The organism is Polynucleobacter sp. QLW-P1DATA-2 (assembly GCF_001870365.1).
Classification (GTDB): Bacteria; Pseudomonadota; Gammaproteobacteria; order Burkholderiales; family Burkholderiaceae; genus Polynucleobacter.
Genome location: NZ_LZMQ01000003.1, coordinates 40,755 through 57,350 on the forward strand (window position 1 = coordinate 40,755; position 16,596 = coordinate 57,350).

General features: G+C 45.9%; 15 protein-coding genes and 2 pseudogenes. All 17 read left to right on the plus strand.

Going from position 1 to position 16,596, the window contains the following annotated elements; translation table 11 throughout:
* Window positions 1-240 precede the first annotated feature (240 nt).
* The 17 genes and pseudogenes from rpsB (at window position 241) to A9236_RS02830 (ending at window position 16,541) form a co-directional block, all read left to right on the plus strand.
* Complete coding sequence (rpsB, locus tag A9236_RS02750) at window positions 241-990, plus strand: 30S ribosomal protein S2 (RefSeq protein ID WP_071467757.1); 750 nt, start codon at window positions 241-243, stop codon at window positions 988-990.
* The gene (gene tsf, locus A9236_RS02755; protein ID WP_071467758.1) at window positions 990-1,874 is read left to right on the plus strand and encodes a translation elongation factor Ts; all 885 of its coding nucleotides are present in this window, start codon (window positions 990-992) and stop codon (window positions 1,872-1,874) included. The genes rpsB and tsf overlap by 1 nt, the downstream gene beginning before the upstream one ends.
* A 185-nt stretch (window positions 1,875-2,059) precedes the next feature.
* Window positions 2,060-2,770: a UMP kinase gene (pyrH, locus tag A9236_RS02760; RefSeq protein WP_071467759.1), complete on the plus strand. Its 711-nt coding sequence runs from the start codon at window positions 2,060-2,062 to the stop codon at window positions 2,768-2,770.
* An 11-nt stretch (window positions 2,771-2,781) separates the two neighbouring features.
* Entirely contained in the window at window positions 2,782-3,342 is a 561-nt protein-coding gene (gene frr, locus A9236_RS02765; RefSeq protein ID WP_071467760.1) for a ribosome recycling factor, read from the plus strand.
* Window positions 3,343-3,365: 23 nt separating this feature from the next.
* On the plus strand, window positions 3,366-4,139 hold the full coding sequence (gene uppS, locus A9236_RS02770; RefSeq protein WP_071467761.1) for a polyprenyl diphosphate synthase: 774 nt from the start codon (window positions 3,366-3,368) through the stop codon (window positions 4,137-4,139).
* Between the two features lie 19 nt (window positions 4,140-4,158).
* Window positions 4,159-4,986 carry a phosphatidate cytidylyltransferase gene (locus tag A9236_RS02775; RefSeq protein ID WP_071467762.1) on the plus strand — a complete coding sequence of 276 codons (828 nt, stop codon included), beginning with the start codon at window positions 4,159-4,161 and terminating at the stop codon, window positions 4,984-4,986.
* A pseudogene (ispC, locus tag A9236_RS02780) lies at window positions 4,986-6,186 on the plus strand (1-deoxy-D-xylulose-5-phosphate reductoisomerase). The gene A9236_RS02775 and the pseudogene ispC overlap by 1 nt, the downstream one beginning before the upstream one ends.
* A 33-nt stretch (window positions 6,187-6,219) precedes the next feature.
* A complete protein-coding gene (locus A9236_RS02785; protein WP_236638672.1) occupies window positions 6,220-7,338 on the plus strand; it encodes an RIP metalloprotease in 1,119 nt (372 codons plus the stop codon).
* Window positions 7,335-9,683, plus strand: a complete 2,349-nt coding sequence (bamA, locus tag A9236_RS02790) for an outer membrane protein assembly factor BamA (protein ID WP_083398912.1) — start codon at window positions 7,335-7,337, stop codon at window positions 9,681-9,683. The genes A9236_RS02785 and bamA overlap by 4 nt, the downstream gene beginning before the upstream one ends.
* Window positions 9,684-9,701: 18 nt before the next feature.
* Window positions 9,702-10,229, plus strand: a complete 528-nt coding sequence (locus tag A9236_RS02795) for an OmpH family outer membrane protein (protein WP_071467764.1) — start codon at window positions 9,702-9,704, stop codon at window positions 10,227-10,229.
* A gap of 2 nt (window positions 10,230-10,231) precedes the next feature.
* Window positions 10,232-11,297, plus strand: a pseudogene (lpxD, locus tag A9236_RS02800) (UDP-3-O-(3-hydroxymyristoyl)glucosamine N-acyltransferase).
* A 48-nt stretch (window positions 11,298-11,345) separates the two neighbouring features.
* A complete protein-coding gene (gene fabZ / locus A9236_RS02805; protein ID WP_071465359.1) occupies window positions 11,346-11,795 on the plus strand; it encodes a 3-hydroxyacyl-ACP dehydratase FabZ in 450 nt (149 codons plus the stop codon).
* Entirely contained in the window at window positions 11,795-12,592 is a 798-nt protein-coding gene (lpxA, locus tag A9236_RS02810) for an acyl-ACP--UDP-N-acetylglucosamine O-acyltransferase (protein WP_071467765.1), read from the plus strand. The genes fabZ and lpxA overlap by 1 nt, the downstream gene beginning before the upstream one ends.
* Window positions 12,593-12,599: 7 nt before the next feature.
* Window positions 12,600-13,811, plus strand: a complete 1,212-nt coding sequence (gene lpxB / locus A9236_RS02815) for a lipid-A-disaccharide synthase (protein WP_071467855.1) — start codon at window positions 12,600-12,602, stop codon at window positions 13,809-13,811.
* Window positions 13,808-14,401 carry a ribonuclease HII gene (rnhB, locus tag A9236_RS02820; RefSeq protein WP_083398913.1) on the plus strand — a complete coding sequence of 198 codons (594 nt, stop codon included), beginning with the start codon at window positions 13,808-13,810 and terminating at the stop codon, window positions 14,399-14,401. The genes lpxB and rnhB overlap by 4 nt, the downstream gene beginning before the upstream one ends.
* 3 nt (window positions 14,402-14,404) lie before the next feature.
* Entirely contained in the window at window positions 14,405-15,229 is an 825-nt protein-coding gene (locus A9236_RS02825; RefSeq protein WP_071467766.1) for an RNA methyltransferase, read from the plus strand.
* 16 nt (window positions 15,230-15,245) lie between these two features.
* Window positions 15,246-16,541, plus strand: coding sequence for an alpha/beta fold hydrolase (locus A9236_RS02830; protein ID WP_071467767.1), 1,296 nt, complete (start codon window positions 15,246-15,248; stop codon window positions 16,539-16,541).
* Window positions 16,542-16,596: the final 55 nt, after the last annotated feature.

Below are 16,596 nucleotides of genomic sequence, written 5' to 3' on the forward strand. Positions count from 1 at the left end.
TTGGTTTGGCTTATTTGCTTAAAATTTAGGCAGTATTCCTCATTTTGATGCATTCTGAAGCGATTTTGGGGTTCCCCATCTGCTGGTAAGTAAGGGTAAGGCTGGCTAGATCCTTGATATTTAAGCTATAATTTCGTTCTCAGGTCTATTTTGGACTTCAAATCGCGAGTTGAGCCTTCCAGGGTGGCGTTTTTTAGCGCAGCTAGGACTCAACTTTAGAAACAACCCTTAGGAGAAGTTATGTCAGTAACTATGCGTCAAATGCTGGAAGCCGGTTGCCATTTTGGTCACCAAACACGCTTCTGGTCCCCAAAGATGGCCCCATTTATTTTCGGTCATCGCAATAAGATCCACATCATCAACTTGGAAAAAACATTGCCAATGTTTCAGGACGCCCTGAAATTTGCAAAACAAGTTGCTGCTAATCGTGGCACGATTTTGTTTGTTGGTACTAAGCGTCAATCACGCGAGATCATTGCTGAAGAAGCTGCTCGTGCTGGTATGCCTTACATCGACAGCCGTTGGTTGGGCGGTACGCTCACTAACTTTAAAACTGTTAAAGGTTCCCTCAAGCGTTTGAAGGATATGGAAGTTGCTAAAGAAGCTGGCGACTGGGAAAAGCTTTCCAAGAAAGAGGCTTTGACCAATGATCGTGATCTCGATAAGTTGCAAAAAGCGCTTGGCGGTATCAAAGATTTGAATGGTGTTCCAGATGCGATTTTCGTAGTGGACGTTGGTTATCACAAGATTGCTATTACTGAAGCTAACAAGCTTGGTATTCCAGTGATCGCTGTTGTGGATACCAACCACTCACCAGAAGGTGTTGATTACATCATCCCTGGTAATGATGACTCTAGCAAGGCTGTAACCCTCTATGCACGTGGCATTGCAGACGCAATCCTCGAAGGCAAAGCAAACTCTGTTCAAGAAATCTTGACAGCAGTTAAAGAAGGCGAAGAAGAGTTCGTTGAAGAAGGGAAAGCTGAATAATGGCCGCTATTACCGCTGCAATGGTTGGCGAGTTACGCGCCAAAACTGATGCTCCGATGATGGAGTGCAAAAAAGCTTTGACAGAGGCTGACGGTGATATGGCTCGTGCAGAAGAAATTCTGCGTGTCAAACTGGGTAGCAAGGCTGGTAAAGCCGCTTCACGTGTTACTGCTGAAGGTATCGTTGCCACTGCAATCAATGGCAGCACTGGCGCATTGCTTGAAGTGAACTGTGAAACAGACTTTGTTTCTAAGAACGATGACTTCTTGGCATTCGTCAATGATTGCGTAAAGTTGGTTGCTGAAAAGAACCCGGCTGACGTTGCAGCTTTGCTCGCATTGCCTTTGAACGGTCAAACTGTTGATGAAGTTCGTAGCGCATTGATTGGTAAGATCGGTGAGAACATCATGCCACGTCGCTTTAAGCGTTTCTCTGGAAGTAATAAGTTAGTTTCTTACCTCCATGGCACCCGCATTGGTGTAGTGGTTGAGTTTGAAGGTGACGACGCTGCTGCTAAAGACGTTGCTATGCATGTTGCAGCAATGAAGCCGGTAGCTTTGTCTATGGCCGACGTTCCTGCTGAATCAATTGCGATTGAGCGTAGCGTTGCCGTTCAAAAGGCTGCTGAATCTGGCAAACCACCAGAAATCGTTGAGAAGATGGTTGAAGGTTCTATTCAGAAGTACCTCAAAGAGGTTTCTTTATTGAACCAAACTTTCGTTAAAAACGATAAGCAAACCGTTGAGCAAATGCTCAAGGCCGCCAATACAACAGTTAAAGGTTTTACTATGTTTGTTGTAGGCGAGGGCATTGAGAAGCGCCAAGACGACTTTGCTGCTGAAGTAGCTGCTCAGGTGGCTGCTGCCTCTAAAGCAACTGCTTAATTAGCTAGTCTGGGGCTATCCCCGTTAGCTTGGTAATACCCAAAAGGGCATGGAAACCTTAGTTTCTGTGCCCTTTTGTTTGATCTCCAGCAAGCCCTTTATAATTTGGCGAAGACATTAAAAAGTACTTAAAGATCAATAAGCTAAGTATGTAAAGTACTTAGCAAATTACGGAAAATCAAAATATGCCAGGCTATAAACGCGTCCTCCTCAAATTATCTGGTGAAGCCCTTATGGGAGATGATGCTTTTGGCATCAATCCAGTCACCATCGATTCCATGGTTTCTGAAATTGCTCAAGTAGTCAGTAGCGGTGTTGAACTTGCCATCGTTATTGGCGGCGGAAATATTTTCCGCGGCGTTGCGGGCGGTGCTGCAGGCATGGATCGTGCAACAGCCGACTACATGGGAATGTTGGCGACCATGATGAACTCACTCGCATTGCAAGATGCTTTGCGTCAAAAAGGGGTTGAAGCTCGGGTTCAGTCTGCCCTCAGAATGGACCAAGTGGTAGAGCCCTATATTCGTCCTCGTGCGATTCGTGCGATGGGTGAGGGCAAGGTGGTGATCTTTGCTGCGGGTACAGGTAACCCATTCTTTACAACTGACACTGCTGCCGCTTTGCGTGGTGCCGAGATGGGGGTGGAGATCATGCTTAAGGCAACTAAGGTTGATGGCATCTATAGCGCCGATCCAGTAAAAGACCCAACGGCAACTTTATATAAGACCATCACATTTGATGAGGCAATCATCAAGAACTTACAAGTCATGGATGCTACAGCGTTTGCATTGTGCCGTGACCGTAAATTACCAATTAAAGTATTTTCAATTCTGAAGCCAGGCGCATTAATGCGCGTAGTGCAGGGTGAAGCTGAAGGTACTTTGGTGCACGCTTAATAGGAGGCATGATGTCTGCAGTAGAAATTAAAACTAATACCAACCAAAAGATGGAAAAGTCTCTCGAGGCTTTGAAAACCAACTTAGCAAAAATTCGTTCTGGCCGTGCTAACCCAGGAATCTTGGAGCATATTCAAGTCGACTATTACGGCAATCCAACCCCGTTGAGTCAAGTGGCTAGCTTGGGTCTTGCCGATGCTCGCACCATCAATGTTCAACCATTTGAAAAGACCATGGTTGCGGTAGTTGAGAAAGCAATTCGAGATTCTGACTTGGGCTTGAATCCCGCTTCACAGGGCACTGTGATTCGTGTGCCAATGCCTGCTTTGACTGAGGAGCGCCGTCGTGAGCTGACTAAAGTGGTCAAGAGCGAAGGCGAAGATACAAAGATCGCTGTGCGTAACTTGCGTCGCGATGCAAATGAGCACCTCAAACGCTTAACTAAAGACAAAGAAATTTCAGAGGATGAAGAGCGTCGTGCTACTGATGAGATTCAGAAGATGACCGATAAGGCAGTGGTTGATATTGACAAGATCATTGCTGAAAAAGAAAAAGAGATCATGACGGTTTAAGGCCGTAATGAGCTTTATTTTTTATGACCCAACACCTTAGCTCCACACAGGCGATACCAGAGGTCAATGCTATCCCTCGCCATGTTGCAATCATCATGGATGGTAATGGGCGTTGGGCTAGTAAGCGGATGATGCCCCGTGTGGCAGGTCATTCAGAAGGTTTGGGCGCGGTTCGTAAAATTGTTCAAGAATGCCGCAAGCTAGGCGTTGAGTACTTAACGGTATTTGCGTTTAGCTCAGAAAATTGGCGCCGCCCACCCGAAGAAGTGGGCTTTTTAATGAAGCTCTTTCTCAAATCGCTTAAGGGCGAGGTTTCGCGTCTTGCTGACAACGATATCGCATTGCGGCTGATCGGTGATCTGAGTCGATTTGATTCTGCTATTCAAGATATGGTGCGGTTTTCAGAAGAGAAGACTGCTGGATGTAAGGCGCTCACCTTCACGATTGCTGCAAATTATGGTGGTCGTTGGGATATCTTGCAGGCGATGCGCCATTGCCTGGAGGCCAACCCTAACTTAAAGCCTGAAGAAGTTAGCGAAGAGCTACTGCAGCCTCATCTTTCAATGGCATATGCTCCGGAGCCAGATTTATTTATTCGCACAGGCGGTGAACAACGCGTGAGTAATTTCTTGTTGTGGCAACTGGCTTATACCGAGTTATATTTCACGGATGTTTTATGGCCCGACTTTGATGAGGCAGAGCTACATAAAGCCTTTGATTGGTTTAGTCAGCGCGAGCGGCGCTTCGGACGCACCAGTGCTCAGCTTGCTTCGCAAGCAATGAGTGACGCAGTTTAATCCTTAAATTCACTTTGACATGCTCAAAACCCGAGTAATTACTGCCCTTGTTCTATTGGCAGTTCTTTTGCCAATTTTATTTTTATTGCCACCTGTTTATGTGGGCGCATTCTTTTTGGTGGCTTTATTAGCTGCTGCTTGGGAGTGGAGTCGTTTATTGTTTCCTGAAGCATCTCGCGCTGCTTGGTTGTATGCATTATTTTGTTTGGTAATCATTCTGCTTTTGCTGGGTATGCAGAACACCGCTTGGCAATTCTCCCTGTTATTGCTAGCAGTTATTTTTTGGTTTTTTATCGCACCATTTCTTTTGGCAAGAGGTATGAATCTTTCTTTGCCTAAGTTACGCCCTTTTTATGTAGTACTTGGATTAATTTTGTTGCCAGCAACTTGGTTTGCTTTGATATTTCTGCGTGAACTAGGTTTAGTGTTTCTTCTATCAACAATGGCTTTGGTATGGGTTGCAGATATTGGTGCTTATTTTGTTGGAAAGGCCTTTGGAAAGCGTAAGTTGGCAGTACAAATTAGTCCTGGTAAATCCGTTGAGGGTGCGATTGGCGGCCTAGTTCTTTGTTATGTGTACGCCCTTGTGTGTGTATTTTGCTTGCCGTTTGAAGCCACTTTATTCGGGGCATGGGCTATCCGCTTTGGCTGGGTTCCAATGCTGCTGATGGTGACGGTGCTCACCGCATTCAGTATTTTTGGAGATCTCTTTGAATCTCAATTGAAGCGTTTAGCGGGGGTCAAAGACAGTAGCCATTTATTGCCGGGGCATGGTGGAGTACTCGATCGTGTAGATGCCTTAATTCCGGCTATGCCGATTGCTGCTTTGCTTGCTGGACTCGTTTAATGACAAAGCAAGCAAATAAGCAGGTTGCCATCTTAGGGTCTACCGGTTCGATTGGTGTGAGCACCTTAGACGTGATTCGGAAAAATCCCGAGAGATTTAATGTGGTCGCGCTGACTGCTGGCAAGCAGGTAGACCGTTTAGCGGAACAATGTGTTGAGTTTCGGCCAGTAATTGCAGTGGTGTCCGAGGCAAGCGATGCAGCACGTTTGGAGAGCTTGTTACGCGAAAAAAAATATCCAAACACAAGTGTTGTATGGTCCAGATGCGCTTGTTACCGCGGTTACGAATTCGGATTGCGATACTGTGATGGCTGCTATTGTTGGAGCAGCAGGGTTAGTGCCTGCACTTGCCGCCGCCAATGCGGGCAAAAGAGTATTACTCGCAAACAAAGAGGCGCTAGTAATGTCTGGCAATTTGTTTATGCAGGCTATGAAGAGTGGTGGGGGCGAACTCCTGCCAATCGATAGCGAGCACAATGCTATCTTTCAATGTCTGCCCAATGATTTTACAAAGGCGCCACATGCGCATTTAGGCGTTGAAGAGTTATGGCTAACCGCATCTGGTGGTCCCTTCAGAAATACTCCTTTAGATCAATTGGCGAGCATTACGCCTGAGCAAGCCTGCGCCCATCCTAACTGGATAATGGGTAGAAAAATTTCTGTTGATTCTGCAACGATGATGAACAAGGGTCTTGAGGTAATCGAGGCTTTTTGGTTATTTGGTTTGCCACTTGAAAAAATTAAAGTATTGATTCATCCTCAAAGTGTTGTGCATTCGATGGTGCGCTATCGTGATGGCTCAGTTCTAGCGCAAATGGGTCAGCCTGATATGCGCACTCCAATTGCTTACGGTTTGGCTTGGCCAGAAAGAATAGAGGCAGGGGTTGCGCCTTTAAACTTAGCGCAACTTGCAAGCCTTAATTTTTCAGAGCCAGAGTTAGCTCGCTTCCCATGCCTCTCTTTGGCATTTGCTGCAGCTAAAGCAGGTGGTACAGCTCCAGCAGTACTCAACGCTGCCAATGAAGTGGTGGTAGCAGCTTTTTTGGATAGCGGACTTCCTTATTTGCAAATAGCATCCTTGGTTGAAAGAGTATTGAATACCATTCCCGTATCTAGCGCAGATTCTTTAGAGACTATTCTGTCTGTCGATACGCAGGCAAGAAAAGTTGCGCAGGATTTCATTGCAGCGCTATATAAGTAATTTAGATAAATAGGAATTTCTTTGCAAGCGCTCATGACACTCGCTGCATTTTTGGTAACCCTCGGTGTGTTGGTTAGCTTTCATGAGTTTGGACATTTTGTTGCAGCTCGCGCTTGTGGGGTGCGAGTACTTCGCTTTGCGATCGGTTTTGGGAAGCCGCTATTGATTTATCGAGCGAAGAATAAAACGGAGTGGGTGCTTGCCTCCATTCCTTTGGGTGGTTATGTGAAGCTATTAGATGGTCGTGACCGTAGTCAGTTGATTGCGAGTAATGAGCAGTCTGAGTCCTTTGATCAAAAGCCACTTTGGCAGCGTTCTTTGGTTGTGGCCGCCGGTCCATTAGCTAACTTCTTTTTGGCAATAGCTCTATTTTCGGTAATTTATATTTCCGGAGTTCCTCAGTTGCCAGCAGTCTTGCAAAATCCACAAGAGAGTTCTGTTGCTGCGAAATTGGGGGTGATTGAGGGAGATAGGGTGCTTGGATGGCAAAGCCTGAATTCTGAGGGTGCCGTGCCCGCTTTTGGTGAATTTGAACCCATCCCCAGTTGGAATGCCCTGCGGTGGAATTTAATGGATGCTCTCAGTGGTGAGCATGGTTTTGCCTTGCAATTGCAGGATCCCGCTGGTAACCAAGTCATTAAGATCTTTAAAGCCCTTGATTTGCCGCGGATTAGCCCTGATGGCGACCCCATGGGGCAATTGGGATTGCTGCCTAAGATGACCCCATTGGCTGATTGGCAGGAGCTCAAATTAGACCCCCTCAATGCCATCCGTTTTGCATCCCAGAGGGTGTGGCTGATCAGCAAGGTTTCCGTCAGGCTCATGCTGGGTATGCTTACTGGTCAAACCTCCATCAAACAACTCGGAGGCCCCTTGAGTATTGCTGATATGGCTGGCAAGTCAGCTCAGGTTGGTTGGCAGCCTTTTTTGGCATTTTTAGCATTGATTAGCATCAGCATTGGCCTTCTGAACCTACTCCCTTTTCCTATGCTTGACGGGGGTCAGCTCCTGTATGATGCATGGGAGCTGGTGGCTGGTAAGCGGATTCCGATATCGATGCAGGAGCAGTTCCAAAAAGTGGGCTTCCTGTTACTGATTTCTATGTCTATGCTGGCCTTGTTTAACGATTTACAACGCTATTTTTCGCCTTGAATTTTCTGAACTCATTCCCTTCTGCTTTTATTCGCCTTTCAGCTCAGCTGCTAGTCATTATTGCCATCAGCTTCGGTGTGAATGCACATGCTGCTGATTCATTTGTTGTCAAAGATATTCGGGTTGAAGGTTTACAGCGCGTAGAGCCAGGCACAGTATTTAGTTATTTATCAGTTCAAGTAGGTGATACGTTTACGGAAGAAAAAGGCGCAGAAGCGATTAAAGCGCTCTACAGCACTGGATTTTTTAGGGATGTGCAAATTCAAGCTCAGGGTGATGTTTTGATTGTGATTGTTGAGGAGCGCCCAACAATATCCCGCATCGAATTTACGGGGATGAAGGAATTTGATCCTGAGATCGTTCGTAAATCTCTTAAGGCTGTTGGTGTAGCAGAGGCTCGTTTTTACGATAAAGCTTTAATTGATAAGGCAGAACAAGAGCTAAAGCGCCAATATGTCGGTAAGGGCATGTTTGCGGCAGAAGTGGTGGCAACCGTTACCCCTGTTGAGCGTAATCAAGTGGCTATTTATTTCAATATCGACGAAGGCCCGGTTGCTAAGATCCAAGAGATTAATTTCATTGGAAATGAAGCGTTTAGTGAAGGCACCCTAAAAAGTGAAATGCAGCTCAAAACTGGCGGCTGGTTATCGTGGTATAGCAAAGACAACCTTTATTCAAAACAAAAGCTCACTGCTGACTTAGAGACTATTCGCTCTTACTACTTAAATCGTGGATATTTAGAGTTTGTAATCGAGTCTACTCAAGTCTCGATTACGCCCGATAAAAAAGGAATTTATTTAACTGTCAGTATTCGCGAGGGTAATAAATTTACTGTGAAAGATGTCCGCCTGGCAGGCGAGACCCTGGGTAAAGAAGCTGAGTTTAAGCAGCTCATCGTTTTGAAACCTGGTGACACTTTTTCATCCGCCAAATTGACTGAGAGCACCAAGGCTATTGCAGAAGTATTGGGCTCATATGGTTACGCCTTTGCAACGATTAATCCTCAGCCAGACATTCGTCGCGAGCTCTCCGAAGTAGATCTGACGCTGGTAATTGATCCTGGTCGTCGCATTTATGTTCGCAAGGTGGACATCTCCGGTAATGCAAAAACGCGCGATATGGTGATTCGTCGCGAGATGCGTCAGTTCGAAAGCTCTTGGTTCGATAGCGACAAGATCGATTTATCCAAAAAACGTTTGGGCAGACTGGGCTATTTCACTGAAACTGACATCACTACAGACGATGTACCAGGCTCGCCCGATCAGGTTGACGTCAACGTGAAGGTAACTGAAAAACCAACCGGTGCCGTGACTATTGGTGCGGGTTTCTCTTCAACAGAAAAGTTGATTTTGTCGGCTGGTATTAATCAAGACAATGCCTTTGGTACTGGAACTGCAGTTGGCCTGAATGCATCTTTGGGCAAGATTAATCAGAATTTAACCTTGTCAAATTACGATCCCTATTTTACTGAGGACGGAATTAGCCGATACACTGATTTGTACTATCGTCAGTCTAAGCCCTTGTATTACGTTGGTGACCCCGATTACACCATTAAATCTGTTGGCTCCAACATCAAGTTTGGAGTTCCTTATACGGAAGTAGATCGCGTATTCTTTGGAACGGGTGTCGAAGCTTTCCAAATTCAAACTACTGCTAATACTCCAATACCGTACTTGAACTACGCCCAGAGTTACGGTGTTGCTGCTCCGGGATACCCGGCGACTTTAACTACTTATAACGTCCCGCTTACCGTTGGCTGGTCTCGCGATGGAAGGGATAGTGCCTTGATACCCTCTGATGGATCCTTGCAGCAGTTATCGGCTGAGGCGGGTACCCCAGTTGGAAATATGACCTTCTATCGACTTTACGGCCAGTATCAGAAATACCACTCCTTCTCCAAGGGCAATATTCTCTCCTTCAATGGTGAGGTTGGCTATGGTGAGGCCTACGGCAGCAACCCTTTCCCAATTACCAAAAACTACTACGTGGGCGGCATAGGATCGGTTCGTGGTTACGCTCCAGGATCATTGGGCCCTCAGTACTACAACACAACTATTGGGGCTTACCAACCTACGGGCGGGCAATCTAAGATTGTTAGTAACGTGGAATATACCGTCCCAGTTCCAGGCTCAGGTGTAGATAAGACATTACGCGTATTTACCTTCGTTGACGGCGGTAATGCTTTTGGCACAAACCTCAACCTTGTCCTCCGATACTCCTATGGATTGGGTATATCATGGATATCACCACTAGGGCCTTTAAAGTTTAGCTACGGTATACCGATTAAGTCGCAACCAACGGACAATATCCAGCGCTTGCAGTTCCAGGTGGGTACAGCGTTTTAATTGTTTAAGGAAAGTGTTATGAAGTTTTTGCAATTTTCAAAATTAATTCAATTTGGTTTGGTGGCTGTTATTGCGGCCCTTGCAGCTCCACAAGTTTTTGCCCAGGACGCAGGAACGCGCGTTGCAGTAGTGAACTCAGAGAAGGTATTTAATGAGTCTAACTTAGCCAAAGCAATGCAAACTCGCTTGCAAAATGAGTTTACTAAGCGCCAAAATGATTTGCGTGATAGCGCTCAAAAAATCAAATCAGCAGCAGAAAAGCTGGATCGAGATACTGCGGTGATGAATGAAGCTGAGCGCTCACGTCGTCAACGCGAGTTAGCAGATCAAGATCGTGAACTCCAACGCAAGCAGCGTGAGTTTACGGAAGATCTCAATCAACGTACCTTCGAAGAGCGCGCTAAGATTGCTGAAAAAGCGAATTTGGTTCTGCGCCAAATTGCTGAGCAAAGAAAATTGGATGTCATCGTTCAAGAAGCGGCTTTTGTAAATCCTAAAGCTGACATTACCGATGATGTCATCAAGGCTTTAAACAGTCAAAAGTAAACATGCCTACCGCCATTGAGCTGGCCGAACAGTTTCAAGCAAGCTTGGTGGGGGAGGCCTCCGGCATCTTCGTTGGTCTTGCGCCATTAGAGCGAGCCCAGGAGAATCAAATATCCTTTCTTTCAAATCCGCTGTATCGCCAGCAGGCTAGCGATAGTGGCGCCGGCGCCTTGATTGTCAATAAGGCAGATTTAGATTATCTGCAAGCAAACCCAAGTACTAATTCTGCAAAGCGGGTTTACTTTGTCTCTAAAAATCCTTACGCTACCTTTGCTAGGATGGCGCAGCACTTCGCTAAACAAGTGGCGCCAAAATATGCGCCCGGTGTTAATCCTGGTGCCGCAATAGATCCATCAGTAGTTATCCCGGCTTCATGTCACATTGGTCCCTTTGTGCAAATCGCTGCCGGTGTAAAACTAGGTGAACGTGTTTGTATTTTAGGTAATACGACGATTTCCGAAAACTGCAGTATTGCTAGTGATGCACTCATCTATCCATCGGTATCTATTTATCATGGTACTCAGGTTGGTGAGCGTTGCATTATTCATAGTGGTGCAGTCATTGGAGCTGATGGTTTTGGATTCGCACCAGACTTTTCTGCTGCAGGTGGAGAGTGGGTCAAGATTCCGCAAACAGGTAATGTGGTGATTGGGGATGATGTCGAGATTGGCGCATCAACCACAATTGACCGGGGCGCGATGAGTGATACGATCATTGGCGCAGGGAGCAAAATTGATAATCAAGTACAAATTGCGCATAATGTTATTGTGGGCAAGTGCTGTGTGATTGCTGGTTGTGCGGCAATTTCAGGGAGCACAAAAAATCGGTAATTTCTGCATTATTGGCGGCGCAGCTAACTTTGCCGGCCATTTAACCATCGCTGATAGAACTACAGTTTCGGGAAATACTTCGATTATTCGTTCCATTACGGAGCCAGGGCAGCATTTCACGGGAGTCTATCCGTCTATGCTTCATTCTGCCTGGGAAAAGAATGCGGCAATCCTTCGTGGTCTAGATAAAATACGTCAACGCTTGCGTTTATTGGATAAAAACAAAAACACCGAGTGATAGATCTCCCAACAACACAATTTATTATTTACCTTTAAGACGATGAATATGAGCAAACCTATCGCGATTGATATCAATAAGATATTGCAGTTATTACCCCATCGCTACCCATTTTTGCTGGTAGATCGTGTCTTGGAAATCACTCCTCGTGAAACAATAACTGCCCTCAAGAATGTCACCATGAACGAACCGTTCTTTCAGGGGCACTTTCCAGATTTTCCGGTAATGCCTGGTGTTTTGATTATTGAAGCCCTAGCTCAAACCGCAGCATTACTGACCTTCTCTGAAGAGCGTGCTGAAGATGCTGTCTATTATTTTGCAGGCATTGATGGTGCGCGCTTTAAAAAGCCTGTATTGCCGGGCGATCAACTTATCATGACTGCTAAGCTGGAGCGTGAACGTGCAGGAATCTATAAGTTTGCAGTCCATGCAACTGTTGATGGTGAGCTTGCTGCTGAGGCAAATATTACTTGTGCGGTACGTTCGAAAGGCGCTTAATGACTCGGATTCATGCATCCGCTGTTGTAGACAGTCAAGCTGAGCTCGCTAGTGACGTTGAGGTAGGTCCTTATTCTGTCATTGGGCCCCATGTCAAAATTGGGGCAGGAACTAAGGTGGGTTCCCATACCGTGATTGAAGGTCATACAACTATCGGCAAAGATAATAATTTTGCACACTTTGCTGCAATTGGCGGGGCTCCACAGGATATGAAATATCGTGGTGAACCTACCCAATTAATTATTGGTGATCGCAATACTATTCGTGAGTTCACAACGATTCATACGGGCACATCTCAAGATGAAGGTATTACCCGTATTGGTAATGACAACTGGATCATGGCCTATGTTCACATAGCGCATGATTGCCAAGTCGGGAACCACACCATTTTTTCTAGCAATGCACAAATAGCGGGTCACGTTCAAGTAGATGACTGGGCGATTATGGGCGGTATGTCAGGAGTTCATCAATTTGTCCGCATTGGTCAGCACGCCATGCTTGGCGGCGCCTCTGCTTTGGTGCAAGATATTCCACCATTTGTAATAGCTGCTGGTGATAAGGCTTCTCCACATGGTATCAACGTTGAGGGGTTAAAGCGCCGCGGATTTTCAAGTGATACGATTTCGGCTCTGCGACAGGCATACAAAGTTCTTTATAAGGATGGCCTTAGTTTTGAAGAAGCTAAAGTAGAGATTCAGAAGATGGTTGTGGCAAATGCGGCAGACTCGGCTACTGCTGAAAGGCTTGCTCAGTTCCATGACTTTATTGCCGCCTCTACACGCGGCATTATTCGCTAACGATAGGATTACTTTGCCAAAGTTAGCTTGTGTAGCTGGCGAACCTTCTGGCGACTTACTTGCTGCGCCAGTCCTGAGTGCGCTAAATCAAATTCCAGAGATGTCTGGTTTAGAAGTCTATGGCATTGGTGGTCCGCGTATGCAAGCCCAAGGCATGCGCTCTGACTGGCCTATGGAAACATTGAGCGTGCGTGGTTACGTGGAAGCTATTAAACAGCTGCCTGCTATCTTGAAACTTCGCAAAGAGCTGATTCAAAATCTTCTCCATGAAGGTCGACCTGATGTCTATCTTGGAATTGATGCGCCTGACTTTAATTTGGGGGTTGAGCTTGAGCTACGTAAGGCAGGCATTCCAACTTTGCATTTAGTATCGCCTTCTATATGGGCGTGGAGAGCAGGACGCATTAAGAAAATCTCTCAAGCAGTAGAGCGCATGCTTTGCATTTTCCCTTTTGAAACCCAGATCTATGACAAGGCTGGTGTAGCCTCAACTTATGTTGGCCACCCTTTGGCTAGTGAAATCCCACTTGAGCCTAATACCCACCAAGCAAGAGAAAAATTAAGTCAGCACCTCAACATCCCTGGGAAATCCCTAGATGGAATAGTAATAGCTGTCCTGCCTGGAAGCCGTGGTTCTGAGATTGAGCTCATAGCCCCAGTCTTTTTTGAAACGATGCAACTGCTATCAGAAAGATTAAAAGGGCAGAAACTTCATTTTTTAATTCCGGTGGCAACACCACGATTACGTGAGCCGCTTGAACAGCTTGCACTCAATACAAAGAATAGGAATCCAGATATTCAGATTCATTTGCTTGATGGCATGGCGGATGAAGTGCTGGAGGCATCCGATGTAGTGTTGATCGCCAGTGGTACAGCCACTTTGCAGGCGGCTCTATGGAAAAAGCCTATGGTGATTTCTTATAAGGTGCCCTGGTTGACTGCGCAGATCATGAAGCGTCAGGGTTACTTGCCGTATGTAGGTTTGCCAAATATTCTCTGCGGTCAGTTTGTTGTTCCTGAACTTCTACAAAATGACGCAACCCCTGAGAATCTAGCCAATGCCCTGCAAGAATGGCTTGAACATCCAACTAAAGTTGTCACACTCAAAGAGCGATTCGCACAAATGCATGAAACATTGCGTCGTCCTACTGGCTTATTGGTTGCGCAAGCAGTTGCTCAAACGATTGCCAATCAACGCAAGAACAAAGTTAGCGTATGAGCCTCATTTGGATCTGTGGTGTAGATGAAGCAGGGCGCGGTCCGTTGGTTGGTGCCGTGGTCGCTGGTGCCGTAGTGCTCGATCCCAATAATCCCATAGAAGGCCTCAAGGATTCTAAGAAGCTCACACCTGCAAAGCGCGAGTTTTTGTATGAACAAATTATGGAAAAGGCAAAAGCCTGGGGAGTGGGTGAAGCCAGTCCAACAGAGATTGATGAGGTCAATATCTTGCAAGCCACGATGCTGGCAATGCGCAGGGCAATTGAAGATCTCACTACTCGCTTAGGCAATTGGCCAGATAAAGCATTAATTGACGGCAATCGCTGCCCAGAGCTACCAATCGCCGCAGAAGCAATAGTGAAGGGCGACTCTAAAGAGCCTGCAATTTCAGCGGCATCAATCATTGCTAAAGTCACACGTGATCGCCAGATGCAGCTTTTGCATGAGCGTTATCCTGAGTATGGCTTTGCACAACATATGGGTTACCCAACAGAAGCCCATTTTGCAGCCCTTAAACGATATGGGGTATGCGATCAACATAGAAGAAGTTTTTCGCCGGTACGAAAAGTGCTAGAAAACCAAAACTACTAAGCCATGCACTTTGATCTCATCACCTCCAAAGAGAATCCTCTATTTAAAGAGATTCGTCTATTGCAGGCCACTGGCTCAAAGGGGCAGAAAGCAAGGCTGGCTGGTGGGCATGCATTGCTTGAGGGTATTCATCTAATTCAAACTTGGGTAGGTGACCCAGGTTTGAAGACCTTGCTCACTTCAGAGATCGGTTTGAAGAATGCAGAAATCGCTGAGGCGGTGTATTCACATATCGAGATCTGTCCAGATACAAAGGTATTTCAATTAGATAGTTCACTCTGGGATTTGCTGAGTGATCTAGTGAATGCACCCCATATGGCTGGTTTACTGGATCTTCCTCAATCTTGCCTTACTCCACCACAATCAATTTCTACATTGGTTGGTGACGTGGTGATCCTAGACCGTATTCAGGATGCGGGTAATATTGGTTCGATATTGCGCACAGCAGCCGCAGCAGGCTTTACTCAGGTATTGGCTTTGTCTGGGTGTGCCCATCTATGGTCAAGCAAAGTATTGCGGGCTGGTATGGGTGCTCACCGCCTACTCAATCTATATGAGGGCTGGTCAAATCAGCAAGTACTTAGTGCTATTACTGCACCCCTTCTGGCTACTACTGCTGATGCAGAGTCAGATCTATTTTCTTTAAAGAAAGAGCTGCTTCACCCTGTTGCTTGGGTGATGGGTAGCGAGGGGCAGGGTGTATCGGAAGATCTCTTAGCTCAAGCAAAAGGAGTTTCGATCCCGATTGATCCAAGGGTTGAATCTCTCAATGTTTCTACAGCAGCAGCAGTTTGTTTATTTGAAACAGTGCGCGTGCGGCGCAGTTAAATCAAAAAGGATTCTCATGAAACATTTTGGAAGTTGTTTATTTTTAGTCATTACATTTGTCTCACTATCGCCATTCGGTGCTCAAGCGACTCCAGATATTCCGCCTTTTTATGCTGCAGCATCTAAGATCAAACCTGATGGTAAGCTCGGACAGGTAGTAAAGAGGGAAAAGATTAATACGCCAATACCAAATGCTCAGGCTTGGCGAATTGCTTATATTTCCTCGGATGTGAATGATCTAAAAACCATTTCTACTGGACTCTTGATATCTCCAGTAGGTCAAGCTCCAAAGGAGGGTCGCCCAATCGTTTCATGGTCGCACGGCACAACGGGAAGCGCCCAAAATTGCGGACCTTCGCAGCAAATCAATCCAGCAGTTCCTTTGAATGAGTATTACTTGAAGAATGGTAATTCTTGGGAAGATTATGGCGTTCTCTCTTTGGCTGAATTAATCAAAGAGGGTTATGTTGTAGTGGCAACTGATTATCAAGGTCTTGGAGGTGGTGGTAAGCATCAATATGCCGTTGGGCAGACCCAGGGTCGCGATGCGATAAATGCTATCCGTGCAGCGGGGGCAGTTAAGGAGTTGGGTGCTAATAAAAAGGCGCTACTTTATGGTTGGTCTGAAGGGGGTTACTCAGTTCTTTCTGCTGGCGGATCCAGAGAATATCTTGCCCAAAAAGGTACCGCCTTTGATGGAATCGAGCTTGTGGGTGTCGTAGCGATTTCTCCAGTAAATCTCTCAGGTGTTGCTCAGTACGCATTGATGAGTGCTGAAGGAAATGCAGATCAAGCGATGAATAAGATTTCTGCGCCTTTATCCGGAAATATTTTTTTATGGGGACATTTGGCAGGAATGATGTATGGCTTGCAGGCGGCATACCCCAATAAATTGCAACTCACAGATTGGTTTACACCTGAAGGTGCAGCAGTGTTTGATCAACTGTCTAACAATAAATGTTTCCACGTATTAAGTGATTCTCTAACTTACTCTTATGGGGATAACTACAAATCTTTGGTAAGGCAGGATCCTATTAATTCCAAGGCATGGATTGATTTAATGATTGCTGGCGGTATTCCGAATAGCGTACCTACAATGCCGGTTCTGGTGTTTAGGGGTACAAAAGATGCTGTGCCTAAGCCAATGGTTGATATTTATGAGGCTCAGATGTGCAAAATGGGCGGCAACATAAAACATATTGAGCTTGATGAAGCAACACACTTCACTAGCCCAGTGGAGGCACAACAAGCTTTTCTACCATGGATTAAAGATCGATTTGCCAATAAGCCAGCTGTCAATGCATGTCCTTAGGCTTGGTAAGATTTTTGCTTCATGTATTTCGCATAATAAAAAGCCACCTACGGGT